At 70.1% G+C, this 26081-nt stretch carries 25 protein-coding genes and 1 riboswitch; of the genes, 13 read left to right on the forward strand and 12 right to left on the reverse strand.

The window, feature by feature from the left end; translation table 11 throughout:
- Positions 1–24: 24 nt before the first annotated feature.
- From pyrH to ACYVBN_RS04935, 5 genes are all read left to right on the forward strand, one after another.
- Positions 25–756 (forward strand): UMP kinase, encoded by a 732-nt coding sequence (gene pyrH, locus ACYVBN_RS04915; protein WP_440282508.1) that lies wholly within the window; start codon positions 25–27, stop codon positions 754–756.
- Positions 757–818: 62 nt separating this feature from the next.
- Positions 819–1385, forward strand: coding sequence for a ribosome recycling factor (gene frr, locus ACYVBN_RS04920; protein ID WP_440282509.1), 567 nt, complete (start codon positions 819–821; stop codon positions 1383–1385).
- 29 nt (positions 1386–1414) lie between these two features.
- The gene (locus ACYVBN_RS04925; protein WP_460599532.1) at positions 1415–2314 is read left to right on the forward strand and encodes a phosphatidate cytidylyltransferase; all 900 of its coding nucleotides are present in this window, start codon (positions 1415–1417) and stop codon (positions 2312–2314) included.
- Between the two features lie 11 nt (positions 2315–2325).
- Positions 2326–3504 carry a 23S rRNA (adenine(2503)-C(2))-methyltransferase RlmN gene (gene rlmN / locus ACYVBN_RS04930; protein WP_460599533.1) on the forward strand — a complete coding sequence of 393 codons (1179 nt, stop codon included), beginning with the start codon at positions 2326–2328 and terminating at the stop codon, positions 3502–3504.
- A gap of 19 nt (positions 3505–3523) precedes the next feature.
- Complete coding sequence (locus ACYVBN_RS04935) at positions 3524–4357, forward strand: phosphatase PAP2 family protein (protein WP_460599534.1); 834 nt, start codon at positions 3524–3526, stop codon at positions 4355–4357.
- Here ACYVBN_RS04935 and ACYVBN_RS04940 read toward each other — a convergent pair.
- Together ACYVBN_RS04940 and ACYVBN_RS04945 are read right to left on the reverse strand one after the other, a co-directional pair.
- The gene (locus ACYVBN_RS04940) at positions 4344–5354 is read right to left on the reverse strand and encodes a helix-turn-helix transcriptional regulator (protein WP_460599535.1); all 1011 of its coding nucleotides are present in this window, start codon (positions 5352–5354) and stop codon (positions 4344–4346) included. The two genes, ACYVBN_RS04935 and ACYVBN_RS04940, sit on opposite strands and share 14 nt — an antisense overlap.
- A complete protein-coding gene (locus ACYVBN_RS04945) occupies positions 5351–6493 on the reverse strand; it encodes an LOG family protein (protein ID WP_460599536.1) in 1143 nt (380 codons plus the stop codon). Before ACYVBN_RS04945 ends, ACYVBN_RS04940 begins: the two co-directional genes overlap by 4 nt.
- Positions 6494–6672: 179 nt before the next feature.
- On the opposite strand from ACYVBN_RS04945, the gene ACYVBN_RS04950 reads away from it, so the two are divergent.
- From ACYVBN_RS04950 to ACYVBN_RS04960, 3 genes are all read left to right on the forward strand, one after another.
- Positions 6673–7134: a hypothetical protein gene (locus tag ACYVBN_RS04950; protein ID WP_460599537.1), complete on the forward strand. Its 462-nt coding sequence runs from the start codon at positions 6673–6675 to the stop codon at positions 7132–7134.
- A 339-nt stretch (positions 7135–7473) separates the two neighbouring features.
- Positions 7474–8667 (forward strand): AAA family ATPase, encoded by a 1194-nt coding sequence (locus ACYVBN_RS04955; protein ID WP_460599538.1) that lies wholly within the window; start codon positions 7474–7476, stop codon positions 8665–8667.
- A gap of 27 nt (positions 8668–8694) precedes the next feature.
- Entirely contained in the window at positions 8695–9330 is a 636-nt protein-coding gene (locus tag ACYVBN_RS04960; RefSeq protein WP_460599539.1) for an SIMPL domain-containing protein, read from the forward strand.
- A 29-nt stretch (positions 9331–9359) separates the two neighbouring features.
- On the opposite strand, the gene ACYVBN_RS04965 is transcribed toward ACYVBN_RS04960, so the two are convergent.
- The 5 genes from ACYVBN_RS04965 to ACYVBN_RS04985 are packed head-to-tail and all read right to left on the reverse strand — an operon-like array spanning position 9360 to position 14571.
- On the reverse strand, positions 9360–10472 hold the full coding sequence (locus ACYVBN_RS04965; RefSeq protein ID WP_460599540.1) for a winged helix DNA-binding domain-containing protein: 1113 nt from the start codon (positions 10470–10472) through the stop codon (positions 9360–9362).
- Positions 10473–10490: 18 nt separating this feature from the next.
- The gene (locus ACYVBN_RS04970) at positions 10491–11747 is read right to left on the reverse strand and encodes a saccharopine dehydrogenase family protein (protein WP_460599541.1); all 1257 of its coding nucleotides are present in this window, start codon (positions 11745–11747) and stop codon (positions 10491–10493) included.
- Between the two features lie 28 nt (positions 11748–11775).
- Complete coding sequence (locus ACYVBN_RS04975; RefSeq protein ID WP_460599542.1) at positions 11776–12609, reverse strand: hypothetical protein; 834 nt, start codon at positions 12607–12609, stop codon at positions 11776–11778.
- A gap of 46 nt (positions 12610–12655) precedes the next feature.
- Positions 12656–14098 (reverse strand): aspartate aminotransferase family protein, encoded by a 1443-nt coding sequence (locus ACYVBN_RS04980; protein WP_460599543.1) that lies wholly within the window; start codon positions 14096–14098, stop codon positions 12656–12658.
- Positions 14095–14571, reverse strand: coding sequence for an Lrp/AsnC family transcriptional regulator (locus tag ACYVBN_RS04985; RefSeq protein WP_460599544.1), 477 nt, complete (start codon positions 14569–14571; stop codon positions 14095–14097). The genes ACYVBN_RS04980 and ACYVBN_RS04985 overlap by 4 nt, the downstream gene beginning before the upstream one ends.
- Before the next feature lie 88 nt (positions 14572–14659).
- Here ACYVBN_RS04985 and ACYVBN_RS04990 point away from each other — a divergent pair, with 88 nt between their 5' ends.
- Both ACYVBN_RS04990 and ACYVBN_RS04995 read left to right on the forward strand, forming a co-directional pair.
- A complete protein-coding gene (locus ACYVBN_RS04990) occupies positions 14660–16033 on the forward strand; it encodes an L-serine ammonia-lyase (protein WP_460599545.1) in 1374 nt (457 codons plus the stop codon).
- A 26-nt stretch (positions 16034–16059) separates the two neighbouring features.
- On the forward strand, positions 16060–17508 hold the full coding sequence (locus ACYVBN_RS04995) for a gamma-aminobutyraldehyde dehydrogenase (RefSeq protein WP_440281835.1): 1449 nt from the start codon (positions 16060–16062) through the stop codon (positions 17506–17508).
- A 101-nt stretch (positions 17509–17609) separates the two neighbouring features.
- Here the strand turns inward: ACYVBN_RS04995 and ACYVBN_RS05000 are convergent, their stop codons facing one another.
- Genes ACYVBN_RS05000 through ACYVBN_RS05010 form a run of 3 tightly spaced genes read right to left on the reverse strand, consistent with a single transcriptional unit; the run spans position 17610 to position 18954 of the window.
- Positions 17610–17987 carry a fluoride efflux transporter FluC gene (locus ACYVBN_RS05000; RefSeq protein ID WP_460599546.1) on the reverse strand — a complete coding sequence of 126 codons (378 nt, stop codon included), beginning with the start codon at positions 17985–17987 and terminating at the stop codon, positions 17610–17612.
- Complete coding sequence (locus ACYVBN_RS05005) at positions 17984–18427, reverse strand: fluoride efflux transporter FluC (RefSeq protein WP_460599547.1); 444 nt, start codon at positions 18425–18427, stop codon at positions 17984–17986. The genes ACYVBN_RS05000 and ACYVBN_RS05005 overlap by 4 nt, the downstream gene beginning before the upstream one ends.
- Entirely contained in the window at positions 18418–18954 is a 537-nt protein-coding gene (locus tag ACYVBN_RS05010; RefSeq protein ID WP_440281838.1) for a universal stress protein, read from the reverse strand. Before ACYVBN_RS05010 ends, ACYVBN_RS05005 begins: the two co-directional genes overlap by 10 nt.
- 49 nt (positions 18955–19003) lie before the next feature.
- Positions 19004–19100, reverse strand: a riboswitch (Fluoride riboswitch).
- On the opposite strand from ACYVBN_RS05010, the gene lipB reads away from it, so the two are divergent.
- A complete protein-coding gene (gene lipB / locus ACYVBN_RS05015) occupies positions 19086–19808 on the forward strand; it encodes a lipoyl(octanoyl) transferase LipB (RefSeq protein ID WP_440281848.1) in 723 nt (240 codons plus the stop codon). It overlaps the preceding riboswitch by 15 nt.
- A 57-nt stretch (positions 19809–19865) precedes the next feature.
- On the opposite strand, the gene ACYVBN_RS05020 is transcribed toward lipB, so the two are convergent.
- Complete coding sequence (locus tag ACYVBN_RS05020; protein ID WP_460599548.1) at positions 19866–20975, reverse strand: NAD(P)/FAD-dependent oxidoreductase; 1110 nt, start codon at positions 20973–20975, stop codon at positions 19866–19868.
- Positions 20976–21073: 98 nt separating this feature from the next.
- Here ACYVBN_RS05020 and ACYVBN_RS05025 point away from each other — a divergent pair, with 98 nt between their 5' ends.
- Entirely contained in the window at positions 21074–23440 is a 2367-nt protein-coding gene (locus ACYVBN_RS05025) for a GNAT family N-acetyltransferase (RefSeq protein ID WP_460599549.1), read from the forward strand.
- A 3-nt stretch (positions 23441–23443) separates the two neighbouring features.
- Here ACYVBN_RS05025 and ACYVBN_RS05030 read toward each other — a convergent pair whose 3' ends face one another.
- Positions 23444–24358, reverse strand: coding sequence for an MBL fold metallo-hydrolase (locus ACYVBN_RS05030; protein ID WP_460599550.1), 915 nt, complete (start codon positions 24356–24358; stop codon positions 23444–23446).
- Between the two features lie 94 nt (positions 24359–24452).
- Between ACYVBN_RS05030 and ACYVBN_RS05035 the strand changes: the two genes are divergently transcribed.
- The gene (locus ACYVBN_RS05035; RefSeq protein ID WP_460599551.1) at positions 24453–26030 is read left to right on the forward strand and encodes a protein kinase domain-containing protein; all 1578 of its coding nucleotides are present in this window, start codon (positions 24453–24455) and stop codon (positions 26028–26030) included.
- The last annotated feature ends 51 nt before the right edge of the window (positions 26031–26081 follow it).

Consider the following 26081-nt stretch of genomic DNA (forward strand, 5'->3'; position numbering starts at 1 on the left):
CTGTTCTGCCCGGAGGCTGCGCCGATGACCGACCCGTCCGTCCACTCCGAAGCCCCGCAGCGGGTCCTGCTCAAACTCTCCGGAGAAGTCTTCGGTGGCGGCAAGATCGGACTGGACCCCGAGGTGGTCCGCGGTGTCGCCGAGCAGATCGCGGCCGCCGCCCGCAGCGGTGTGCAGATCGCGATCGTGGTCGGCGGCGGCAACTTCTTCCGCGGTGCCGAGCTGCAGCAGCGTGGCATGGACCGCACCCGCGCCGACTACATGGGCATGCTCGGCACGGTCATGAACTGCCTGGCGCTGCAGGACTTCCTGGAGAAGGAGGACATCGACACCCGCGTGCAGACCGCCATCACCATGGGCCAGGTCGCCGAGCCCTACATCCCACGCCGGGCGATGCGGCACCTGGAGAAGGGCCGGGTCGTCATCTTCGGCGCCGGCGCCGGTATGCCGTTCTTCTCCACCGACACCGTCAGCGCCCAGCGCGCCCTGGAGATCCGCTGCGACATGGTGCTCATCGCCAAGAACGGCGTGGACGGCGTCTACACGGCCGACCCGAAGGTCGACCCGACCGCCACCAAGCTGGAGAGCGTGACCTATTCCGACGCCCTGGCCAAGAACCTGCGGATCGTCGACGCCGCCGCCTTCAGCCTCTGCATGGACAACGATCTGCCGATGCGCGTCTTCGGCATGGAGGGCCCGGGCAACATCACCCGCGCGCTGCAGGGTGAGAAGATCGGGACACTGGTCAGTGCCTGAATAGACTCGGCACGACATACCCATTCACTCGTTTCACTGACTCCCAGAAGAGGTCACCCACCATGGACGGCAGCATCGACGACAGCCTGCTCGAGGCCGAGGAGAAGATGGAGAAGGCGATCGAGGTCGCCAAGGAGGACTTCGCCTCCATCCGCACCGGCCGCGCCAACGCCGCGATGTTCAACAAGCTGACCGTCGACTACTACGGTGCGCCGACCCCGCTGCAGCAGCTGGCGTCCTTCCAGACGCCCGAGGCACGCACCGTGCTGATCACCCCGTTCGACAAGGGCGCCATGACCGGCATCGAGAAGGCGCTGCGCGAGAGCGACCTGGGCGTCAACCCCAGCAACGACGGCAACGTCATCCGGATCGTGCTGCCGGCGCTGACCGAGGAGCGCCGCCGCGACTACATCAAGCTCGCCCGGACCAAGGGCGAGGACGCCAAGGTGTCGATCCGCAACGTCCGCCGCAAGGCCAAGGAGGACATCGACCGCGCGGTCAAGGACGGCGACATCGGCGAGGACGAGGGCTCCCGTCACGAGAAGGAGCTGGAGTCGACGACCAAGAAGCACGTCGACGCCGTCGACGAGCTGCTGAAGGGCAAGGAGGCCGAGCTCCTCGAGGTCTGAGGTCGCTCGTCCCCACGAGAGCACACGAGATGTCTGAGCCCAGTTCACGCCGGGCTGCCCGGGAAGCGCGCAGCGAGCCCACACCGGCCGCCGGCGCCCCCGCCGCCCACAACCCGACGCCGCGCGCCGGCCGCAACCTCTATGCCGCGATCGGGGTCGGTGTGCTGCTCGGGCTCATCGTGGTGCTCAGCCTCTTCGTCCAGAAGGAGATCTTCGTCGGCGTCGCGATGGCCGCCGCGGTCATCGGTTGCATGGAGATGCTGCGCGCGATGGCGCACGGTGAGCTGCACCCGCCGGTGATCCCCACACTCGTCGCGGCAGCGGTGGTGCCGCTGGTCGCCTACCTGTGGGGCGCCACCGCGCTCGCGTTCGCCGCCGTCGTGGCCGTCCTGGTCATCGTCGTATGGCGGGCGCTGGGCCACGTCGACGGCATGCCGCGTGACATCGCCGGCGGTGCCCTGGTGACGCTCTACGTGCCCGCGCTCGTCGGCTTCGCGATGCTGCTGCTGGCGCCGGACGACGGGCCCCAGCGCATCGTCGTCTTCATCCTGGTGACCATCTGCAGTGACATCGGCGGCTACATCGTCGGGGTGGTCGCCGGAAAACACCCGATGGCACCGAGCGTCTCGCCGAAGAAGTCCTGGGAGGGTTTCGCCGGTTCGGTGACCGCGTGCGTGGTGGGTGGCAGCCTGGGTGTGGCGCTGATCCTGGACGGACGGTGGTGGGTCGGCGCGCTGCTGGGTGCGCTCGCGGTGGTTGCGGCGACCGTCGGCGACCTGTGCGAGTCGATGATCAAGCGCGACCTCGGCATCAAGGACATGAGCAATCTGATCCCCGGCCACGGCGGCCTGATGGACCGGCTGGACTCCCTGCTGGTCGTCGTTCCGGTCGCCTGGGCCGTGTTGACCCCTCTCGTCGCCGTGAAGTGATGTGACCTGACATGACCGACGACCTGCCCACCCCGAGCACCCGCAAGCCGGTGCCCGGTCAACTGACCTTCACCGCGCCGCGCCGTGGCAAACCGCCGCAGCACCTGGCCGATTTCGACGAGGCGGGCCGCAAGGAGGCCGTCGAATCGCTGGGACACAAGGGGTTCCGCGCCAAGCAACTGTCGACGCACTACTTCGAGCACTTCGTCAGCGACCCGGCGCAGATGACCGACCTGCCCGCGGCGGGCCGCACCGACCTGGTCGAGGCGATGCTCCCCACGCTGCTGACGCCGGTCCGTTCGCTCACCGCCGACGACGGTCGCACCGTCAAACAGGTGTGGCGGCTGTTCGACGGTGCGCTGGTGGAGTCGGTGCTGATGCGTTACCCGGGCCGGGTGACGATGTGCATCTCCAGCCAGGCCGGGTGCGGGATGAACTGCCCGTTCTGCGCCACCGGCCAGGAGGGCCTGACTCGCAACCTGACGACCGCCGAGATCGTCGAGCAGGTCGTGGCCGGTGCCCGGATGCTGCGCGCCGGTGCCGTCGCCGGTGGCGACGAGCAGTCACGACAGGAGTCCCGGGAGGCGCCGCTGCGCGTGTCCAACGTCGTCTTCATGGGGATGGGGGAGGCGCTGGCCAACTACCGGCAGGTCGTCAACGCCATCCATCGTCTCGTCGACCCGGCGCCGGCCGGCCTCGGTATGTCGGCCCGGCACGTGACCATGTCGACCGTGGGTCTGGTCCCGGCGATCGACAAGCTCGCCGCAGAGGGGATTCCGGTCACGCTGGCGTTGTCGCTGCACGCACCGGACGACGAACTGCGCAACGAGCTGGTCCCGATCAACACCCGGTGGACGGTCGATGAGGCGCTCGATGCGGCATACCGCTACTACGAGACGACCGGTCGGCGCGTATCGATCGAGTATGCCCTCATCAAGGACATGAACGACCACGCGTGGCGGGCCGACCTGCTCGGTGAGAAGCTGCGGTCGCGCGGCAAGGGCTGGGTGCACGTCAACCCGATCCCGCTGAACCCGACGCCGGGCTCGAAGTGGACCGCCTCCCGCAAGGGTGTCGAGCAGCAGTTCGTCGAGCGGCTGCGCGCGCACGGCATACCGACGACGATCCGCGACACCCGCGGATCCGACATCGACGGGGCGTGCGGCCAACTCGCAGCATCGACAGCGTGATCCGGCGCCGGCGGTCCCCATGCCCAACCTGATGCTGAGCTGGCAGCAGGCACTCGGCGTCGGCGTGGTGCTCGGCCTGCTGTGGCCTCTGCTGCGGCGGCGTCGGCCCGGGGTGGCCACCTTCTGCCGGGAGGGAGCGATCATCGCGTTCCTCTTCGCCTGCTGGCAGATCCTGCAGCGGGTCACCTCCAGTGACGGCGGTGACGCGATCGGTCGTGCGCACTGGATCGAGCGGGCCCAGTCCGCGCTGTTCTTCCCGGACGAACGCAGCGTCCAGGACCTGATCCTGGGGCACGAGACGATCGTGCGACTGGCCAACCTCTTCTACGCCAGCATGCACTTCACCGGCATGGGCCTCTTCCTGATCTGGCTGTACTTCCGGCACCGCGACGACTACCCGGCGGTGCGCACCACCCTCGCCCTGAGCACGCTCGGCTGTTTCTTCGTGCAATTCCTCGCCGTCGCGCCGCCCCGATTGCTGCCCGGGTATGTCGACACCGCCGAGTTCTACGGGCAGTCGGTCTACAACGCCGGTTTCTCGGTCGACAACTTCGGTGCCATGCCGTCGGTGCACGTGCTCTTCGCGGCCGTGATCGGTTGGTACAGCTGGCGGGTCAGCACCTCGCACTGGCGCTGGATCGGCCCGCTGCACTTCGTGGTGACCGTGTTCGTGGTCGTCGCGACCGCGAACCACTGGTGGCTGGACGGCATCGTCGCCATCGCGATCCTGGTCGCGGCCGCCTGGCTGCGCCACGGCGTCCTCGCGCTCGTGCGACGGCGGTGGCTCACGCGCCGCCCCGCGCTGCCCGGTGCGGCCGAGACGGAGCCGAAAGTGCCGGCTACGGCTCCTTGAGCCGCGCCGCCGGGTGGATCTCGCCGATGACGTAGGGGATGGCCGACCGCTGCGAGATGCCCAACTTGCGCAGCACGTTGCCGACGTGGACCTTGACGGTCTTCTCCGAGATGTAGAGCCGGTCGGCCAACTGGCGGTTGGACAGCCCGTCGACCGCGATGAGCATCGCGATCTCCAACTCCCGAGTGGTCAGCCCCGCGGTGATGTCCTGCGGCGTCGCCTGCTCCACGCGGGCGGTCTGCAGCGCTTCGGCCAGCCGCAGGTGCAGTCGCTCACCGGCGATCCGCGCCTCGTCCAGCGACCGGCGCTGCTCGGCCAGGCCGTCGTCGTCCGGCAGCCGGATCGCGTGCAGTGCCAGGCGCATCCGCTCCAGCTCGGCGGTCATCGTGCGCAGCATCTCGGTGTGGTCGCGCGGCTGGTTGCTGTCCAGCTCGGGGTAGAGCTCGTAGAGGCCCAGGTCGTCGGCGAAGCTGCGGTCCTGGCTCATCTCCCACACCAGCGCCTTGCCGAGCCAGGTCATGGCGCGCACGGTCTCGTCGTCGAAGGTGTCGGGCACGGAATGCTCGATCGCCATCAGGCCGATGACCTCGCCGGTGTCGTGCTGGCGCAACGGCACCACCAGCACGTCCAGGACCGGCCCGTAGTCGTCGCTCCAGCCCATCCGGGCGCGGCGGCCGTCGTCCTGCCGATAGCGGTAGACCCGTCCGGTCGAGCGGATGTACTCCGACAGTCCGTTGGGCCCGAACTGTTGCACGTCCGCGCTCAGGAACTGTTTGTTGTCAACGCAATAGGGGATCGACAAGGTGGTCGGACCGATGTAGTGCCCGACGTAGAACGTGTCCAGCTCGGTCAGCGCGCACATCGCCGCGCGGCAGGCGGCATACCGGGTCATCATGTCGCCGCGGTCGCAGAACCGCAGCCGCCGATCGGCCGCCCGCAGCACGGAGGTCGCGAACGGCGAGAAACTCTCCGCCGGGTGTTCGCGCGACTCGGTCACCTGCGTCTGCCGCCTTCCGTCGGTCCGTGATGCGGTTGCTGTGCATCAGCTATGCGAGCAATTGTGCTGCACGCCGCGTCCACATCGCCGACCAGGTGTAGGGCGCCCGCCATCGGCCGCCCGGCGGCCAAGGCCTGCAGCACGTTCCAGACCGGCAACTGCTCCCTCCAGTAACGCTCGCCGACCAGCACGAGCGGTGGAAGCGGGCCGTCGGCCGGCGGGTAGTAGAGCGCCGTGGCCACCTGGAAGATCTCCTGGACGGTCCCGGCGGCGCCCGGCAGCACGATGATGCCGCCGTTGCAGACCCGCAGCAGGATGTCCTCGCGCAACGCGTTGGAGAAGAACTTCGCCGTCCGGTTGCCGAACGCATTGGGCGGCTCGTGTCCGTAGAACCAGGTCGGGATGCCGAGGCTGCGCGGGGTGCCGGTGTCCTCGGCGACCTGCTCTCGCACCTCGAACGCCACCCGGGCCCACGCCGTGATGTCCGGGCGGAACGACGGCACCTGCGCCAGCCGCGCGACGGCGGGCTCCACCTGTGCCGCGTCGGTGCACAGGGCGCCGAGGTTCGCGGCCTCCATGGCGCCCGGGCCGCCACCGGTCGCCACGATCGCGCCACCCATGGCCAGCTCATGGCCCAGCCGGGCGGCGGCCGTGTAGTCGGCCGAACCGCGGCCGACGGCATGGCCACCCATGACACCGACCACCGTCCGGCCGGCGACGAACTCGTTCAGCGCGTCTCCCACACTGTCGTCGTGGATGGCGCGCAGCAGCGAGGAGTAGACGTCCTTCTCGGGGCTGAGCGACCAGCGGTAGGTGCGTGCGTCCGGCGTGGCGGCATACCCGTTCTCGCGCAGACCGGCATACAGCTCACGCGGCCGGTAGAGACGCGACCGCCAGGGGTCGAAGGGGACGCCCGGGTCCGCCGGGAAGACCAGCGCGCCGTGCAGCCGCAGGTGCCGATGCAGCGTGTCGTTCATCCGACCACCGAGGACCACGACGCCGGTGAAGTCGTCGATGCCGAGCAACTGCGTCTCGACCGCGGTCAGGTCGAGATCTTGCAGTCGCAGGTCGCGCACGGATAACCCGTCGGCGAGCAAACGCCGCAGTTTTGCAAGGGATTCGACCTCGGTGGTGGACACCTGACCGATTCTGCTCGATCCCACCCGCTCGGCCGGAACTGCCAGGTCACGATCCGATCACAGGTCTCGACCCGGCCCAACCGGCTGCGAGAATGGGGCGTCTTCCACACGTCGGATGCAGTTACATCCGGCGACACTCGGGGTAGCGCGAGAGCACTCGCGGAAAGGAAGGACGTCACATGAAGCGCACCACGGTCACGTTCACCATCGGAGCACTTCTCCTCGCCGGAACGGCAGCAGTCGCACCCACGCAGGCAGCAGCCCTCGAACTCGGCCATCGCGCGCCGTCGGTGCGGGTCCCGACCGTCCACCAGGCGACCCCTCGCACCGTCCACCGGGCGACCCACCACACCGCCGCGTCGGCCGATCAGCAGATCACCCGGGCGATCCTCGCCAGCGACTATCTCGGTGCGGTCAAGCCGGCCAACGTGGCCGTCAGCCAGGTGCAGTTCGCCGGTGCCGACCACAGCTGGGCCGGCGCGCTCGCCAGCCCGAAGAACGGCCAGACCGACCCGGCGCAGGTGCTGCTACAGAAGACCGGTGACACCTGGACGGTCCGCGACCTCGGCACTGCTGGTGTCGGCTGCGGCATCGCACCGCAGACGGTGCGTCACGCCCTCGGCCTGCACGGACCCTGCTGAACCTTTGGCTTCGACTCCTCGCGGCACAGGGAGAGGCCCCCGGCGAACGAGTTCGCCGGGGGCCTCTCCCTGTGCCGGTCGTCGTCTCCGCGGCCGTCCGCTCGTCGTTCACTTGCGCCGTCGTGGGCTGTCACCTGCCGCTGGTCCCGAGTAGCCGGGGGAGCGCAGCGGAGGCGTATCGAGACCGAGGCTGTCGTTTCCCTGCCGCTGGTCGAGTAGCCGGCGAGGGACGAGCCGCCTATCGAGACCACCGGTAGCCGCTGGTCGAGTGCCGGACGAGCGAAGCGGGGGAGGTGTATCGAGACCGAGGCTGTCACCACCTGTCGGTAGCTTCGCCGCATGATCACCACCCTCGCCGTCAGCGGCTACCGCTCACTGCGCGACGTCGTGGTGCCACTGAGCCGGCTCACCGTCGTCACCGGCGGCAACGGCAGCGGCAAATCCTCCCTCTACCGGGCGTTGCGGCTGCTCGCGCAGTGCGGCGAAGGTCAGGTCGTCGGCAGCCTCGCCCGTGAAGGTGGCCTGCAATCGGCGCTCTGGGCAGGTCCGGAGTCCCTCGCCGGTGCCCGGCGGGGCGCACCGGTCCAGGGCACCGTCCGCAAGGGCCCGGTGAGCCTGCGGATGGGGTATGCCGGCGACGACTTCGGCTACCTGGTCGATCTCGGGCTGCCGCAACCGACCGGCCTGCCGACCGCGTTCCAGCGTGACCCGCAGATCAAGCGCGAGCTGATCTTCTCCGGGCCGGTGATGCGGCCGGCCACCACGACCGTGCGACGCGTGCGTGGCTCCGTGCAGGTGCGCGACGGGCGCAGCTGGTCCGACGTGACCGACGGGCTGGCGCCATACCGCAGCGTGCTGGGGGAGTATGCCGACCGGCAGCTCGCCCCGGAGGTCGTCGCCGTGCGTTCGACGGTCCGCTCCTGGCGTTTCTACGACGGTTTCCGGGTCGACGCGGGCGCACCGGCGCGCCGACCGCAGGTCGGCACCCGCACCCCGGTGTTGTCCGGCGACGGATCGGACCTCGCTGCCGCGGTCCAGACGATCCTGGAGAGCGGGTTCGGCGACTTGGAACGGACCGTCGCCGACGCGTTCGACGGCGCTCGCCCGCAGGTGCTGATCGCCGACGGCGTCTTCGACGTCGCGATAGTCCAGCCCGGAATGCTGCGACCTCTCCGGGCGGCCGAGCTGTCCGACGGCACACTGCGCTACCTGCTGCTGGCGACGGCATTGCTGACCGTCGAACCGCCGCCGCTGCTCGTCCTCAACGAGCCGGAGACGTCCCTGCACCCGTCGCTCATCCCGCCGCTCGCCCGGTTGATCCGGCAGGCCGCCGGACGCTCGCAGATCGTCGTGGTGTCGCACTCGCAGCCGTTGATCGACGCGCTGCGCGCCGACGACGGCGCAGCGGGTCCGCAGGGTCCGCAGCATCCGCAGCGTCTCGGTGAGGTGGTGCTCGTCAAGGACCTCGGTGAGACCGTCGTCGAGGGACAGGGGATGCTCAGCAGACCGTCATGGGAATGGGGTTCGCGCTGACCGGCGTCGCGTTGCAGACTGGCAGGCATGGCTGACGAACAGACCGGCGTGACGGTGACCGGTGTCGGCACCGTGCGCGTGCCGACCAGTGAGGCGGTGGTGCGGCTGCGCGTGCAGAGCCGGCAGCCGCAGCCCGGAGCGGCGCTGCGCGAGGCGGGTGAGGTCGTCCTCCGCGCCCTCGAGGCGCTGCGTGCGGTCGGCGTGCACGACGGTGACGTGCGCACCGACGCGGTCAGCGTGGCGCCCCATCAGGTGTGGGTGGACGAGGCCGAGCAGGTCCACGGGTATGACGCCGCGCAGTCGCTGCACGTACGCGTCGCCGACCTCGGCCTGCTGGACCGCCTGCTCGAGGAACTCGTCGATGCCTGCGGCACGGCACTGGTCATCGAGGACGTCGCCCTGTCCGGCGAGCCGACGGACGCGGCGCTCGCCGAAGCACGCCACGAAGCGGTGGAGCGCGCGCACACCAAGGCGGCCGACTACGCCCGACTCACCGGTCGCACGCTCGGCCGCGCGCAGTCCGTGGTCGAGGTCACCGGCATGCACCGGCCGCCGAGCCCGCGCGGCCGCGCGATGTTCGCCGAAGCCGCGTCGGCGATGCCGATCGCGCAGGGTCAGGACAGCTCGTCGGTCACCGTCGAGGTGCACTGGAGTTTCGAGTAGCACCCACCCACTTCGCCGAGAGCACCCGGTCAGGGCACGAACGGGTAGCGACGTGCCAACACCGGCAACGCACGCTCGGCGCGCGCGGACAAGGCGCCGTCGAACGCCGCGATGTCGAGCGTCGGGCCGACCGGCTGCGGGCCGGTCCGCTGCGGTCGTCGACGCCAGGTCGCCACCGCCGCGCCACCGTCGAGCAGCACGGCCTGGAACATTCCGTTGCCACCGGGGACGACCAGCGCCAGATGCTCCTCGTCGACCGTCGGCGTGCGATCGGCATACCCGAGCAGGAGCTCGTCGAAGGCAGGCGTCAGCATCGGGCGCAGCGTCGCGCCGGGGTGCGCCTGCCAGCGTTCGACGGTCTCGGGAGCCGCGAAGTAGGCGGTGTCGCCGGCCACCACCTCGACCAGGCCGGCACGGACCGCGTCCCACACGGGCGCGATGTCGCGGTGCAGCAATCCGCTCCACCACCGGAAGTCGGCGATCGTGGCCGGGCCGTGTGAGTGGAAGTAGCGGGTCGCCCATTCGGCGACGTTCAGGTCGCGGTCGATCGGACGGGAGTCACCGATCCACTCGTCGAAGAGCACGAAGCGCTGCTGACGTCCCTCGATCGGTCCGAGCACCAGGTGGGCGCGAAGGCACAGCGACTGCAACAGATGTGCGCCGCGCTGCCCGTCGGTGCCGATGCCGTGCTCCCGCCACCGCGTGAGAAGCTGCGCGCGGGTCAGGCCCGAGCCGCCGGCGAGCTCGTCCGCACTGACGGTCGCGGCACGGTCGATGTCCGCGGCGGTGATGTGCAACTGCTCGTGCCGGCGTCGGGCGGAGCGCAGCGTCGGCGCCGCGTTGAGCGCCAGCATCCAGCGCAGATCCTCGGCAGGCACCAGGTGCAGTGTTCCGCGCATCGGCCAGGACCGGACGATCTGTCCGGCATTGAGGGCCGCGTCGACGTCGCCGACGGTGCCGCCGGCGCGCAGCGCGACCGCCGACCGCGCCGACGCAAGGTCCTGCGCCTGCAGGCAGGTCATCCGCTGCACGACGTCCGTCGCCGTGGAGCGCGCACTCGCCACCAGGCCCTGGGCGATGAGTCGCTGCCTGCTGAGCTCGCGGAGTGGTCCTCGGGTCCGCAGCACGATCCGGTCGGTCATCCGGACAGGCTAGGAGTGTCAGCGGACCGAACCGGTCCGCTGGATCGCGGTGGCCTCGATCCGGAAGTCGTGCGTGCGCAGCCGGTCGATCAGGACCCGGCCCAGCGCGGTGGCGGGCGTCAGCACACCGCCGCTCAGGCCTGCCGGCAACGGGCACCGGTCCCGGGAGACGGCCAGGCTCAGAGCACTCTCACCGAGCATCACCGCCGTGGCCTTGTAACCCGGATCCCCTTGTGCCGCAACAGTGCTCTGGTATGACGCCCCGGACGTGGTCGTCGTGCGCAACGTCGCGGTGAAGTGCCCGGAGTCACGGGACTTCTCGTTCGGTCCGTCACCGGGCGCGGGCAGAGCTCGTTCGACGAGCGGTCGCAGGAGCGGCACCGACATCGCGCCGAACGCTGCGGCGAGCCCACCGGCCAGCGCATAACCGCGCAGACGACCGCGCATGCCGCGTCCGGTGCGTTGGACCTCGCGGTAGCGGAATCCGCGGCCGTAGCCGTGCTGCAGCAAAGCATTGCTGCGCCGGACGAGTCGGGTGTTGTATGTCGCCATCACGAACGGGCCGGTCCACGCACCGATCTCCGGCGCATAGCGGACCTCCGCGCTGTCCCGCCACTCGCCGCTGGGCTCGGCACCGCGATCAGGGCTGAGACCGAACGTGTCGGTGGCCACCCGCCGCTTGCCCTTGTCGGAGCGCACCTGGTCGAGCTGGTGCATCGCCGAGGCGATGGTCCCGCCGCTGATGCCGCCCTTCATCGTCATGTAGAGAGTGGTGTCGCCCAGGTCGCCCGCCCCGTCGGCATGCACCTGCTCGGCCAGCGCCAGGACACCGAGATCGGAGGGGACGGAGTCGAATCCGCAGGAGTGCACGATGCGCGCCCCGGTGTTGTTCGCGAGGTCGTGGAAGCGGTCGATGGACTCGCGGACGAAGAGCACCTCGCCGGTCAGGTCGACGTAGTCGGTGCCCGCCGCGGCGCAGGCCCCGACGAGCGGGAGGCCGTACTTCGCGTACGGTCCGACGGTGCTGATGACCACCCGTGCGCTGTGCGCGAGTGCTTCCAACGATGCCGGATCGGACGCGTCGGCGACCACCACCGGCCAGCCCGCGGCAGCGCCGGGCAGTGCGTCGCGGACGGACTCCACCTTGGCGCGCGTACGCCCGGCCAGCGCGATCCGCAGCCCGTCGGGTGTATGGCGCGCGAGGTGCTCGGCGGTCAGCTTCCCCACGAAGCCGGTGGCGCCGAAGAGAACGATGTCGTGATCACGGTTACTCACGGGTACGACTCTAGGTGCGCCCCGGCCGTCAGGCGAGCCGCAGGTGGGTCTCTGCGACGCGGGTGGTCCGGTCGTGCAGATCGATGAGCTGGGCCTCCAGGGCATCCGGCGGGGGACCGAGACGGGTCACCAGGCGGCAGGTGGCGAATCCCGCGGATGCTGAACGGTATTGGCTCAGCCACTGCGCTGCTGCGGCGGCTTCGTCCGCGGAGGTCGGCGGCCAGAGGAGCTGCGGTGCGCGCAGTCCGCACCGCCACGGCTTCGGGGTCAGCCGGGCGCGACAGGTGTTGTACTTGCGGCACAGGTGCCCGTAGATCTCATCGGTGCCGAGCTGCTCGAACATGGCGGCGGCCTCCGGCGCATCGGGTGCGAGCCCGGCTCCGGTCACCACGACCCGGAAGCCGCCATACGTCTCGTAGACGTGCACGCCGAGCGCCGGGTGCGCCGCCGCGAACGACTCGATGCCGCGCAACGCACGGGATCTCGGGCTGTCGTCGGCGGACGTCCTGCCGCCGAAGAGCTTGCGCAACGACCCGCCGACCGAACGTGCCGCCGGCACATCCACGTCGGCGATGAGCAGGCGGTCGGTGCCGAGCACCTCGGCGCCATACCTGTTGCGCGAGACGATGGCCGCCAGGGCGCCCTCGGCGTCCGGGATCTCCTGCAGGGTCTCCTCCCGCGGCGGCGCCCAACCGTAGGACCCGCGCTTGTCGCGGGCGAGTCCCGCGCGAATCGCCTTGAGACTGTGGGCAAGTCGTTCGTCGGCGACCGCCAGCGCCTCGTCGGCCGATCGGGTCGACCAGCCCCATGCGGTGACCATGCCGGCGCGTGCGACGCGCCAGAACTGCGGCAGTGGCTCCATGGCGGTGCAGCCTAACCGCCATGGAGCCACTCGGGAGCGCGCCGGGTCAGAGCAGGGACCACGCCTCGGAGAGGACGCCGCGCAGCTTCTGCTCGATCTCGTCGAACTCGGCCTGACCGCAGATCAGCGGCGGCGCGAGCTGCACGACCGGGTCGCCACGGTCGTCGGCGCGGCAGTAGAGCCCTGCGTCATACAGCGCCTTGGACAGGAAGCCGTAGAGCACGCGCTCGGACTCCTCGTCGGAGAACGTCTCGCGGGTCTCCTTGTCCTTGACCAGCTCGATGCCGTAGAAGAAGCCGTCGCCACGCACGTCGCCGACGATCGGCAGGTCACCCAGCTTCTCCAACGTCGCGCGGAACGCCGGGGCGTTCTCGTGCACGTGCTGGACCAGGCCCTCCTTCTCGAAGATGTCCAGGTTGGCCATCGCCACGGCGGCGGACACCGGGTGGCCGCCGAAGGTGTAACCGTGCGGGAACATCGTGGTGCCGTGCTTGTACGGCTCGAAGAGCTTGTCGCTGGCGATCATGGCGCCGATCGGGGAGTAGCCCGACGTCATACCCTTGGCGCAGGTGATGATGTCCGGCTCGTAGCCGAAGTCCTTGCAGGCGAAGATCTCGCCGATGCGCCCGAACGCGCAGATCGTCTCGTCCGAGACCAGCAGCACGTCGTACTCGTCGCAGATCTCGCGCACCCGCTCGAAGTAGCCGGGCGGCGGCGGGAAGCAACCGCCGGCGTTCTGCACCGGCTCCAGGAAGACCGCGGCGACGGTGTCCGGGCCCTCGAACTCGATGGCCTCGGCGATGCGGTCGGCGGCCCACCGGCCGAAGGCCTTCGGGTCGTCCCGCAACTCCGGCTGGGCGCGGTAGATGTTGGTGTTGGGCACCTTGAACGCGCCCGGCACCAGTGGCTCGAACATCTCCTTCAGGGGCGGCAGCCCGGTGATCGACAGCGCGCCCTGTGGCGTGCCGTGGTAGGCGACGGCGCGGCTGATCACCTTGTGCTTGCCGGGCTTGCCGGTCAGCTTGAAGTACTGCTTGGCCAGCTTCCACGCGGACTCCACGGCCTCACCGCCGCCGGTGGTGAAGAAGACCCGGTTGAGGTTGCCGGGCGCGTATGACGCCAGGCGCTCGGCCAGGTCGATCGCCGGCTTGTGCGCGTAGGACCAGATCGGGAAGAACGCCAGCTCCTTGGCCTGTGCGGCAGCGGCCTCGGCCAGCTCGGTGCGGCCGTGGCCCACCTGCACGGTGAACAACCCGGACAGACCGTCGAGGTACTTGCGGCCGTGGTCGTCCCAGATGTAGGCGCCGTCGCCCTTGACGATCGTCGGTATGGCGCCACCGGCTCCGCCCTGGTCCTTGGGCTCGTAGACCGACTGCCGGGTGAAGTGGCCCCACAGGTGGTCGCGTGCGGCCTCGGCGCGCGGCGTACCCGCCGGTGTGACGTCGTCGTCGACCTGCGTGGTGGGAGTTGGTGCGGGAGTGGTTGTCATCTCGTTCCCCAGTCGTAGCGTTGTTTGGCGAGTTTCAGATAGACGAAGGTCTCGGTCTCGGTGACACCGTCGATGGTGCGGATCTGGGCGGTGAGCAGGTCCAGCAGGTGCTCGTCGTCGATGCAGACCACCTCGACGAGCAGGTCGAAACGGCCGGCGGTCAGCACGACGTAGGCGACTTCGGGCAGTGTGCTCAACGCATGCTGCACGGGGTGCAGGTCGCCCTTGACCGTCACGCCGATCATGGCCTGCCGGTCGAACCCGACCTGGGCCGGATCGGTGACGGCGACGATCTGCAGCACGTCGGAGTCCAGGAGGCGCTGGACCCGCTGCCGGACGGCTGCCTCGGACAACCCGATCTCGCGGGCGATCGCCGAGTAGGCCACTCGACCGTCGGTCTGCAGCCGGGCGATGATCGCCTTGGAGACGTCATCGAGTGTGGTCCGCGCCACACTGCGGTTCGTCTCGGTCATGCCGCCATAATGCCACGAGTTTCGTGGTCGATCAAGCAATGTCGTTCGAAATCCGTCGCTCGCGGGCCGGTGTGGCTATGCTTTACCCATGGCGCTCAGTGCATTCGACCTGTATTCCGTCGGCATCGGTCCGTCGTCCTCCCACACGGTCGGTCCGATGCGCGCCGCGAAGACCTTCGTCGACGGCCTGGCGGCGGACGGGCGGCTGCAGGACGTCGTCCGGGTGCAGTCGCAACTGTTCGGTTCGCTGGGCGCGACCGGCCACGGTCACGGGTCCGACAAGGCGGTCGTGCTGGGCCTGGAGGGCGAGGACCCGGAGACCGTCGACACCGACACCACGCAGGCGCGGATCGCCGACGCCCGCGCTCGCCATACGCTCCGGCTGCGCGGCAGCCACCCGATCGACTGGGACCCGGACACGGACCTGGTCATGCACCGGCGCAAGTCGCTGCCCGCGCACCCCAACGGCATGCAGTTCGAGGCGTATGACGCACAGGGGGAGGTCGTCGCCTCACACGTCTACTACTCGGTCGGCGGCGGCTTCGTCGTCGACGAGGCCGCCACCGGCGCCGACCGGGTGGTGCTGGACGACACCCGCGTCGAGCTGCCCTTCTCCACCGGCGCCGAGCTGCTGGCGGTGTGCGAGCGCGAGGGCTGCTCCATCTCCGAGGTGATGATGCGCAACGAGCTGTCCTGGCGCACCGCGGAAGAGGTTCGTGCCGGGATGCTGCACCTGTGGTCGGTCATGCGCGAGTGCGTGCAGGCCGGCATCAGCCACGACGGCATCCTGCCCGGCGGCCTGCGGGTGCCACGCCGCGCGCCCGAGCTGCATCGGGAGCTGACCAAGGGCGCGCTGCGCGAGGACCCGCTGCGCGTCATGGACTGGGTCAACCTCTACGCCCTGGCGGTCAACGAGGAGAACGCCGCCGGCGGCCGGATCGTCACCGCGCCGACCAACGGGGCCGCGGGCATCATCCCCGCCGTACTGCACTACTACGTCAACTTCGTGCCGGATGCCGACGACGACGGTGTCGTGCGATTCCTGTTGGCGGCGGCGGCGATCGGGATCATGTTCAAGGAGAACGCCTCGATCTCCGGCGCCGAGGTCGGCTGTCAGGGTGAGGTCGGCTCGGCGTGTGCGATGGCTGCGGGCGGTCTCGCCGAGGTCATGGGCGGTACGCCGTCGCGGGTGGAGAACGCCGCCGAGATCGGGATCGAGCACAACCTCGGCCTGACCTGTGACCCGGTCGGCGGCCTGGTGCAGATCCCGTGCATCGAACGCAACGCCATCGCCAGCGTCAAGGCGATCAACGCCGCACGGCTGGCCGTCAACGGCACGGGAGTGCACACCGTGAGCCTGGACAAGGCGATCAAGACCATGCGCGACACCGGCCGCGACATGTCGGTCAAGTACAAGGAGACCGCTCGTGGCGGCCTGGCCGTGAATGTGATCGAGTGCTGACAAACCACCCACAAAGGAGTGTCTGAATGACCGACAGCCCGCGCGAGCTGCGCAACTTCATTGGCGGCGAGTATGTCGCTGCCGAGACTGACGAGACGATCGACATCGTGGACCCCTCGACGGCGAAAGTCGTTGCCAAGGCGCCTGTTTCGACCCAGGCCGACGTCGACGCGGCATACCGTGCGGCGTCGAAGGCGTTCGGCGAGTGGGGTCAGACGGTCCCCGGTGAGCGGCAGCACGCGCTGTTGAAGTTCGCCGACGCCATCGAGGCACGCGCCGACGACTTCATCAAGCTCGAGGCCGAGAACACCGGCAAGCCCTACGCGTTGACGGCCTCGGAGGAGGTGCCGGTCATGGTCGACCAGTTGCGCTTCTTCGCCGGCGCGGCACGGATGCTCGAGGGCAAGGCCGCCGGCGAATACATGGCCGGACACACCTCGTTCATCCGGCGTGAGCCGATCGGTGTCGTCGGCCAGGTGACGCCATGGAACTACCCGATGATGATGGCGATGTGGAAGATCGCTCCGGCGCTGGCCGCGGGCAACGCCGTGGTGCTCAAGCCGAGCGACACCACACCGGAGACGACGCTGTTGCTGGCCGAGCTGGCCGCGGAGTTCCTGCCGGCCGGCACGCTCAACGTGCTCACCGGTGACCGGGAGACCGGCCGGATGCTCGTGGAGCACCCCACCCCGCAACTGGTCGCGATCACCGGCTCGGTGCGCGCGGGCATGCAGGTCGCCGACTCGGCGGCCAAGGACCTCAAGCGGGTGCATCTGGAGCTGGGTGGCAAGGCGCCGGTCATCGTCTTCGACGACGCGGACATCGAGGCCGCCATCGAGGGGATCGGCACCGCGGGCTACTTCAACGCCGGCCAGGACTGCACGGCGGCGACGCGGGTGCTGGCGGCGCCCGGCATCCACGACGACTTCGTCGCGGCGTTGGCCGAATTCGCCAAGAACGACGCCAAGCTCGGTATGCCGGACAGCGAGGACGCGCTGCTCGGGCCGGTCAACAACGCCAACCAGCTGAAGCATGTGACCGGCTTCCTGGACCGACTGCCCGACAACGCCACCATCGCTGCCGGTGGTCACCGGGCCGGCGGACTGGGTGACGGATTCTTCATCGAGCCGACGGTGGTGTCCGGCCTGCAGCAGACCGACGAGGCGATCCAGCAGGAGATCTTCGGTCCGGTGATCACTGTGCAGCGGTTCACCGACGAGCAGGCCGCGATCGCGTGGGCCAACGACGTGCCCTACGGTTTGGCGTCCTCGGTCTGGACGAAGGACTTCGGCCGCGCGATGCGCGTCTCCAAGGCGCTCGACTTCGGCTGTGTGTGGATCAACACGCACATTCCGCTGGTCGCCGAGATGCCGCACGGCGGGTTCAAGCACAGCGGCTACGGCAAGGACCTGTCGCTCTACGGCTTCGAGGACTACACGCGGGTGAAGCACGTGATGGCGAACATCGAGAGCTGACAGCAGACTCCTCGCTGACCGAGAGGAGCACCCCTGTCCCGAGAGGAGTGCGGAATCGGACCGATTTCGTACTCCTCTCGGTCGTTCGGTGCTCCTCTCGGTCAGGAGAGGCCGGCGCCGAGCGCCAGGCCGAGGAAGGCCGCGAGCAGGGAGACGGCTGCCGTGGCGACGGCATACCGGACGCCCTCGGTGCGGCCCGTGGTCGACCAGAGCCGCGCGGTCTCGACGGCGGCCGTGCTGAAGGTCGTGAAGCCACCGCAGAAGCCGGTGCCGAGCGCCGCCTTCGCAGTCGGCGACAGCCAGCCCGCGTGATGCGTCAGTGCGCCGGTGAGGACACCGAGCAGGAACGACCCGAGCACATTGATGAGGAACGTGCCGACGGGGAAGCCGCCGCGGAACCGCCGGCGCACCTCGGCATCCAGCACGAACCGCGCGGTCGCACCCGCGCCGCCACACAGCGCGATCAGCAGCGTCGTCATACGCGCGCCGCACCTCGTATGGCGGCCGTGGCGCAACGAATGCCCGCCCAGGCGGCCACGGCACCGAGCACGACGGAGCCCGCGACGTACGAAACCGCCTGAGGCCAGGGGAGTTTCGTGGTCTCGACCATGAACGTGCTGTAGGTCGTGAAGCCGCCCAGCACGCCGGTCCCCATCCCCAGCCGCACCAACCTGCGCCGGCCGGTGTCCGCGCCGCTGCGCACCAGTGCCTCGAGCAACAGGCCCAGGACGAAGGCACCGATCACGTTGATGCCGAACGTCGTCCACGGCCAGGACGGCGTCGGCCGGGCGAACGCGTCCTCCAGCAGCGAACGGATGGCGGTCCCGCACGCACCGCCGGCGAAGACGACTGCGAGCAGCCGGACGTCACGGTGCGCGTGAACGGCGGCACCGCGCCGACGGATCGGCGTCAGTGCCACGGCATACCGTCCGACCAGTCGACGATCTGCAGCGGCACCACGATGACCGGCCGGTGCTGGTGGTGGGCGAGCCGCACGGACACCGACTCGCCGAGGAACTCCCGCATCGGGTGCTTGCCGACCCGGGTGCCGACGACGAAGCAGGCGGCGTCGACGGCGCGCGCGAGGTGGGTCAGCGCCCGGTCGGGTCGGCCGGCGAGATAGTGAAAACTCCACGGCACGGTGTCGCCGAGGACGCCGCGCACCTGCTCGGTGAGCGTGTCCGCCGTCACCCGCCATTGCTCGTCGGCGTCGTCCGGGTCGATCGGCGCGTGCCGCACACTGCCGTCAGGGTGCTCCTGCACGACATACCGCGACCGGTCGGCATACCCGAAGTGCACGGCCGGTGCACCGACGGCGCGCGCCATGGTGGCGGCGGTGAGGGCCACCAGCGGTGGCTGCCCCGGTATGACGCCCACGACGATCGGGTGCGCGTGGAAATCGACCAGCCGATCGGGGCTCGGCTGGGGAGGCGGCGCGGCGCTCATCGTGCCCTCCTGGTGGTGCGGCGGGCAGCGCGACCTACCCGTCGGTGTCGACGTGGTAGGAACCATCAGCGGGTGTCGCGGTTCGGGTGTGCTGCCCGCGGCACACGGAGGAAGCAGCCCGGGCGGGATCCATCGCCCGCACCCACCATAGGGCAGCGCCGGGCTACCCCGGGGTAACCCCTGCGGCGGGTCCGGGCCGCCGCGACCGGCGTAGCGTTGCCGCCATGCGCATCGAACACGTCGGGTTCGACCCGGACTTCGTCGACTACCGGGCCGCCTGGGACCTGCAGCGCGAGGTGCACTCGCGCGTCGTCAGCGGCGAGCAGGAAGACACGACGCTGCTGTTGGAGCACGAGCGCGTCTACACCGCCGGCAAGCGCACCGAGCCGCACGAGCGGCCGTTCGACGGCACTCCGGTGATCGACGTCGACCGCGGCGGGAAGATCACCTGGCACGGCCCCGGTCAGCTGACCGGCTACCCGATCGTGCGGCTGCCGGACCCGGTCGACGTCGTCGGGCACGTCCGCCGCCTCGAGCAGCTGATGATCGACACCTGCGGCGACCTCGGCCTGGAGACCGGCCGCGTCGAGGGACGCAGCGGCGTCTGGCTGCCGGCCTCCGGGGGCAAGCCCGAGCGCAAGCTCGGCCAGATCGGCATCCGGGTCAGCCGGGACGTGACCATGCACGGCTTCGCGCTCAACTGCGACTGCGACCTGTCCTGGGCCAATGTCATTGTGCCGTGCGGCATTCCGGACGCCGGCGTCACCTCGCTCAGCGAGGAGCTCGGTCGCGACGTGAGCGTCGCCGAGGTGCTTCCGTTCGTGGAGAAGCGCCTGCCCGAGATCCTGGGATAGGGCGCCGGGTCTCGATACGGACTCGCCCAGGGGCTCGTCCTACTCGACCAGCGGCGCTCAACGGAACGGGTCGTATGGCGTCAGGTCGATCCCCGGTTCGCGGCCTTCGGCGAGCGCGAGTCCCGCGGCGAGGTGGCCGACATACGGCCCCATCGTGAGGCCGTTGGCGCCGAGGCCGTTGGCGATGATCAGGCCCGGTAGCTCGGGCACGGCCCCGAGCAGCGGCTTGTCGTCCGGGCTGACCGGGCGGAACCCGACGCGGGCCTCGAGATAGCCGGCGTCCGCCAGACCGGGTGCCACCTTCAGCGCCTCGGTGAGCACCTCGTGCAACCCGCCGGCGGTCAGGCGGGGGTCCAGACCGGTGCCGGTCTCGCGAGTGGCGCCGACGACGATGCGGTCGGCGAAGCTGAGCAGGTAGTGGACCGACCGCGGCAGCAGCATGGGCCAGTCGCCGGTGGCGGCGCCCGGCAGTTGCAGGTGCACGATCTGACCGCGGACCGCCGTCACCGGTGACCGCAGGCCCAGCGGTTCCAGCAGTTGCGGAGCCCACACCCCCGAGGCCTCGATGACGGCATCGGCGGTGAGCGCCGTGCCGTCCACCTCGACGCCGTCGGCGGTGTCGCTCGCCAGGATCCGGGCCTGCCCGGTCACGATCTTCGCCCCGCGTTTGCGCGCGGCCGCCCAGAGCGCGGCTCGCAGTCGCCGGCCGTCGAGCCGGGCCGCGCCCGGCACCAGGATCACCGGTCCGTCGTGCTGCAGTAGCGGGTGCAGTGCCCGGGCGGCGGAGCCGGTGAGCACCTCGGGCGTTCCGGCGATCGTCGGACCGGCGGTGCGTTGCTGGACCGTCGCGAACGCCGCATCGAGCTCATCGTCGGTCGTCAGCTGCAGCGCACCGACCTGCCGGTAGCCGAAGTCGGCTTCGCCGTCCTCGGCCAGCTGCTCCCGCAGCTGCGCGTAATGCTCGGCACCGACCGCGGCGATCCGGAACCAGTCCAAGTCGCCAGGATGGGAGGTCCACGGGCAGATGATGCCGGCACCGGCCGAGGTGGCCTTTCCGTGGTACTCGGCATCGACGAGAGTGACGTCGGTGCCGGCCCGGGCGAGCGCGTAGGCGGCGGACGCCCCGACGACGCCGCCACCGATGACCACGACTGACTGGACCGCCAAGGGAATGCTCCGTTCGCTAGCGACGCGCCGCACGGGCCACGCAACGCCCGCCCCGTATGCTGTGGACCGCCCGAAAGTACCCCACGAAAGCCAGATTTGTGACCCTGTCCGTTCGTGCCTGCACCGCTTCCGAGTTCCTCGACACCGTCCACCGCGCAGGTCGGACCGTCCCGGTCGAGCAGTCGCCCGAATGGGCTCAGTACGACTCCGTGCTGCCCGGTCGCGAGCACTGGCGTTATCTGGTGGTGGAGGACGACGGCACCCCGATGGCGGCGTTGAGCCTGACCTCGTTCGCGGGCCGCTTCCTGGAGCAGCTGTGGGCCAAGCACGGCCCGATCTGGCTGGACGACGAGCGCACCCCGCAACGGGAGCGCGCCCTGCGGGACACCCTGACGTCATACATTCGCGGCGAGCGGCCGAACGCCGCCGTGCTCCGGTTGCACACTGTGCACCCGGGTGAGGACCTCGTTGACCCGCTGATCGCGATCTTCTACGACCGCACGATCGTGCTCGACCTCACCAAGGACGAGGACCAGCTGCTGTCGGAGATGTCGCAGAGCGGGCGGCGCAACATCCGCAAGGCGCTGAAGAACGAGGACCTCGTCTTCACCGACGACACCGACATCAGTGAGCAGGAGTTCGCCGACGTCATCTACCCGATCTTCGAGGAGACCGGTCGCCGTGGCGATTTCGTGCTGCGCCCGCCGGCGTTCTATTACGAGATGCTGCGGCAGCTCGGCCCGCAGATCTGTCGCCTCTACACGGTGCGGCATCGCGGCACGGTCGTCTCCTGGGCACTCGTCACGGTGTATGACGGCGAGGTCGACTACTACTTCGCTGCCTCGTCGGCCGAGGCACGCAAGCTGCTGGCGGCATACCTGATGGCCTGGGGCACGATGCGCGCCACGAAGGCCGAGGGCGCGACCTGGTTCGACTTCCTCGGCTGCGGGTCGGACCGCTCGCCCTACCTGGACACACTCAACGAGTTCAAGCTCGCGTTCGCCAAGAAGGGCATGATCGACGCGCCTGGGCCCTGGGACGTCGTGCTGCGCCCGAACGTGTTGCGTGCCTATCACGCGCAGCGCAAGGCGATCGCGAGTGTCGGTCGCGCCAAGCAGACCGCGCGCGCGATCGTCGGGGGACTGCCGCGCTCGAAGTCGGACGCGGTCGAGCTGGCCGACACCGCTGCGGGCAGACTCGCCGGAGCCGTGACCCGCGTCGTGCAACCGCCCAGCGCGGCGCCGAAGGTGCTGCCGGTGATCCTGGACTTCACCCTGTCCGGTTATGCCCTGGCCCGCGCGTTCCACGAGCGTTACGGCCTGACCAGCGTCGCCGTCGTGCCGTTCACGACCGGCGCCATCGCGGACTCCTCGATCATCCACGACATCCGCGAAGTGGGCGTCGAGGGCGTGCACGACTACGACCTGCTGTTGCGGGAGATCCGCAAGCTGGCGGCCGAGAACCCTGAGCTGACAGTCATTCCGCTGACCAACCACGACGGCATCGTGCAGGCGCTGTCCGCCAAGCGCACCACGCTGGGCAAGAACGTCGTGGTGCCGCACGAGTCCCCGGAGATGTTGCGGCGGGTCTCGGACAAGAACGACTTCCATGAATTGTGCGCCGCCGCGGGCGTGCCGACCCCGCGCACGGTGGTGCTGGACTTCGCCGACGGCCGCCCGGCCGCCACGGACGTCGACCTGCCGTGGCCGCTCATCGTCAAGCCCGCCGACTCCGGACACTTCGCCGCGTTGCGGATGCCGGGCAAGAAGAAGCTCTACCAGGTGGCCGACCAGCGGCAGCTGGACGAACTGCTCGATCAACTGCACGCCGCCGGGTATGACGGCAGGCTGCTCGCCCAGGAGTTCATCCCGGGCACCGACCTGCTGTCGGTGACGCTCTATCGCGCGCGCGACGGCCGGATCACGCTGGCGCGAGCGTCCGAGGTGCTGATGCAGGACCCGAGGCCGGCATACCTGGGCATCCCGGACGTGCAGATCGTCGCGCCGGTGGGCGACGCGATCGAACTCGGCACGAAGATCCTGGACGAGGCCGACTACCACGGCTTCGCCAATCTGGACGCGATCCGCGACCCGCGCGACGGCAGGGTCGTCTTCTTCGAGATCAATCCCCGTTACGGCCGCAACTGTTACTACGCGACCGCGTCGGGAGCCAACGTCGCCGAGCAACTCGTGGCCGATCTGATCGACGAAAAGCCCGTATCCGCACCGGAACTCGAGGGTGAACTGCTCTACACCACGCTGCCGGTGAAGTTCGTCGAGCAGACGCTGGGTGGCGCCGCCGCCCAGCGGGTGCGCCGGATCGCCGCAGCCGGCCGGGTCGCCGACCCGTTGCAGTATGCCGGCGAGCGCAACCCCAAGCACCGGGTCTACGCCCGGCTCGCGGCGCTGCATCACCGCAAGGCGTACCAGGGCCAGTCGGTCACGCTCAACGTCGAGGACGTGTAGCGGTCAGCCGCGTCCGACGAGCCTGCGCGCGACACCCCGGGCGAGCAGCATGAGCATCGCCCGGTGGGCCTTGCCGACATACAACGTCATCGGGTCGCCGGGGAACACCCCGTCGCCGGAGACGCTCAGGACGTGGTCGCGCAGTGCGCGTAACTGGTCGACGGTGAGTGCGAACGGCGCCTCGTGGTCGTGGAAGCGCGTGAGCACCGGGTGGTCGCCACCGCGGCCGTCGTTCTCCACGTGCGCGCCCAGGACAGTGTGTATGCCGTGCGCCTCGGCCAGGTCGACCATCGCCGTCAGCGACGCCTTCGCCGCCGGTAGGTCGTCGAGGTAGAGACGACCGGGGTAGGCGGTGTCACCGGCGAACATCAACCCGGCAGTTGGATCGATCGTGGTGATCGAGCGTGCGTCGTGTCCAGGGGTCGCGGCCACCAGAAGGGTTCGGTCGCCAAGGTCGAAAGGCGTTGTGCTGGCTGGATTTTCGCTGAGCCCGAAGAATCGGTGCACTGCCGCTGCGTCCGTGTCGACGACCACGGTGTCCGGCCGGTCGAGGAATTGCACGTCACCCTTGACGTGGTCGTAGTGGCCGTGGGTGTGCGCCACCACCAGCGACGGGTTCGGCAGGTGCTTTTCGCCGGCCCACTGCTCGAGCAGCGCATCGACGGTGGCGCGCAGCGGGCACCTGTCGGCACCCGGCACGGCACCGGTGTCCAGCAACAGTGCCCGCGCCGTGCCGCAGACCAGATAGCCGATCGGTGCCTCCGGGTTGACCCGCGACGACTGGCGCAGCGCGAACGTCGCCGCGTCGATCGTGCGGACCTGCAAGGTGGTACGACGCGACCCGGTCCGGGTGACGCACTCCCACGGTGCGTCGAGCGGGTGGTGGTCGCGGAGCACGCCGGCCGGCAGCGGAGTCATGCCGGCATCTTCGCAAATGACCGGGCCTCGCGCACTGCGCAGGCCTGTGGACAACTTCTGCGCGGCGACCGTCGGTCGTGCCACCGTGGCGGGCGTGGACATCACAGCCTCCGACGACTCGCCCCGGCCGCCGGACCTGCCGGGCTACGACGTGCTCGACCTGCTCGGCACGGGCGCGACCGGTGCGGTCTGGGCCGTCCGCGGCCCTGATGGAGTGCGTTTCGCTGCCAAGATTCTCGATGCCCCGCCCGATCAGCTCGACTACGAACTCTCGGTGCTGGAGTCGGTGCGGCACGACCACGTCGTGCGGGTGCAGGACGTGGTGGCCGACCGGTCCACCGACCCGGCGGGCACCGCGATGGTCATGCAGCTGGCCGAGGGAGGGTCGCTGGCGGACACCCTCAGCCGGCGCGACGTGCTGACACCGGGGGAGCTGGTGACGGTGTTGTGCCCGGTGGCTCGGGCGCTGCACGATCTGCACGGCCTCGGGCTGATCCACGGAGACCTCAGTCCGGGCAACATCCTGCTGACCTCGGACGGCAAGCCGCTGATCGCGGATCTGGGCATGTCCCGCCTGGCCGGGCACGCGGGGGAGGAGGTGTGGGCGACCGAGGCGTGGGCCGCTCCCGAGGTGCTGGCCGGCGCCAGGCCCGTCCCGGCGTCGGATGTCTACTCCCTCGGTGCGATCGCTTGGCGGGCGCTCACCGGGGCCGCGCCGGAGCCTGCTGCGCTGCGGCCGCAGCTGGCCGACCTCGCGCCGGAGATCTCCGATGAACTGCGCGATTTGGTGGATTCCGCTCTGGCGCACACCGATTCGGCACGCCCGTTGCCGGGGGAGTTCGCGATCAGGCTGTGGCAGTGCGCGACGCCCGAGCCCGCGCCGGTGCAGGGTTCACCGGCCCGCCGGACGGCGGCCGCCGCGGCGGCACCGGGCAACGAGGGCAACGAGGGCGACGCGCTCACCCGGCGTATCCGCGCGCAGGCTGCTGCCGACCGGCAGGCGGCGCCGGCCGAGCCCGTGCCGGTCGGTCGGCGTCTCTCGCCGCGGGCCCGGTGGCTGCTGGCGGGCGCGGCCGTGCTGGGCGCCGGGTTGGCGCTCGGAGTGACCGGCCTGGGCGGCGGATCCGACGGGCCGGCGCGGTCCGCGTCGACGACGCCCCTGGCCGGGCCGACCGCTCAGGCCGGCACGGCCTCGCGTGAGGCGCGCGCCTCCGCGACCAGACCTCGCGTCCGTGCGTCCACGGCGCGCACCACCGCTGCCGGCGGGCTCGCCGCCGGTTCCGCGCAGGCGCTGGAAGCGCACACGATGGTCATCGTGCAGCGCCTTGTCACGGCGCGCGCGACGGCGTGGGCTCGCGGCGACCAGGGCAGTCTGCGGAGCGCCGAGGTGGTGGGCTCACCGGCATACCGGCGCGACAGCGCCGACCTGCGGGCGGCAGCCACCCGGCGGGTGCGCTACGACGGGCTGACGTTCACCGTCCGGTCGGCGACGGTCCGGCAGGCCACCGGCGATGTCGTGCACGTGGTCGCCCGCATCGACCGATCCGCCTACCACGTGGTGGTGGCGGGGCACCGCCGCAGCGTGCGTGCCGCCACCGGCCAACGCACCGACCTGTCGATCCGGTGGACCGAATCCGGATGGCGGGTGGTGGATTGGGCACAGCCGGCGTGACGCCCGACGTGGCGGCATACAGTCGGGGAGGACCGTCGGCGCAGACGGTCA

The organism is Flexivirga lutea (assembly GCF_054778955.1).

Bases quoted from the DNA above. Each gene is read 5' to 3' on its own strand.
- pyrH (WP_440282508.1), top strand. From the start codon at position 25: ATGACCGACCCGTCCGTCCACTCCGAAGCCCCGCAGCGGGTCCTGCTC.
- frr (WP_440282509.1), top strand. From the start codon at position 819: ATGGACGGCAGCATCGACGACAGCCTGCTCGAGGCCGAGGAGAAGATG.
- ACYVBN_RS04925 (WP_460599532.1), top strand. From the start codon at position 1,415: ATGTCTGAGCCCAGTTCACGCCGGGCTGCCCGGGAAGCGCGCAGCGAG.
- rlmN (WP_460599533.1), top strand. From the start codon at position 2,326: ATGACCGACGACCTGCCCACCCCGAGCACCCGCAAGCCGGTGCCCGGT.
- ACYVBN_RS04935 (WP_460599534.1), top strand. From the start codon at position 3,524: ATGCCCAACCTGATGCTGAGCTGGCAGCAGGCACTCGGCGTCGGCGTG.
- ACYVBN_RS04950 (WP_460599537.1), top strand. From the start codon at position 6,673: ATGAAGCGCACCACGGTCACGTTCACCATCGGAGCACTTCTCCTCGCC.
- ACYVBN_RS04955 (WP_460599538.1), top strand. From the start codon at position 7,474: ATGATCACCACCCTCGCCGTCAGCGGCTACCGCTCACTGCGCGACGTC.
- ACYVBN_RS04960 (WP_460599539.1), top strand. From the start codon at position 8,695: ATGGCTGACGAACAGACCGGCGTGACGGTGACCGGTGTCGGCACCGTG.
- ACYVBN_RS04965 (WP_460599540.1), bottom strand. From the start codon at position 10,472: ATGACCGACCGGATCGTGCTGCGGACCCGAGGACCACTCCGCGAGCTC.
- ACYVBN_RS04975 (WP_460599542.1), bottom strand. From the start codon at position 12,609: ATGGAGCCACTGCCGCAGTTCTGGCGCGTCGCACGCGCCGGCATGGTC.
- ACYVBN_RS04980 (WP_460599543.1), bottom strand. From the start codon at position 14,098: ATGACAACCACTCCCGCACCAACTCCCACCACGCAGGTCGACGACGAC.
- ACYVBN_RS04985 (WP_460599544.1), bottom strand. From the start codon at position 14,571: ATGACCGAGACGAACCGCAGTGTGGCGCGGACCACACTCGATGACGTC.
- ACYVBN_RS04990 (WP_460599545.1), top strand. From the start codon at position 14,660: ATGGCGCTCAGTGCATTCGACCTGTATTCCGTCGGCATCGGTCCGTCG.
- ACYVBN_RS04995 (WP_440281835.1), top strand. From the start codon at position 16,060: ATGACCGACAGCCCGCGCGAGCTGCGCAACTTCATTGGCGGCGAGTAT.
- ACYVBN_RS05000 (WP_460599546.1), bottom strand. From the start codon at position 17,987: ATGACGACGCTGCTGATCGCGCTGTGTGGCGGCGCGGGTGCGACCGCG.
- ACYVBN_RS05010 (WP_440281838.1), bottom strand. From the start codon at position 18,954: ATGAGCGCCGCGCCGCCTCCCCAGCCGAGCCCCGATCGGCTGGTCGAT.
- ACYVBN_RS05030 (WP_460599550.1), bottom strand. From the start codon at position 24,358: ATGACTCCGCTGCCGGCCGGCGTGCTCCGCGACCACCACCCGCTCGAC.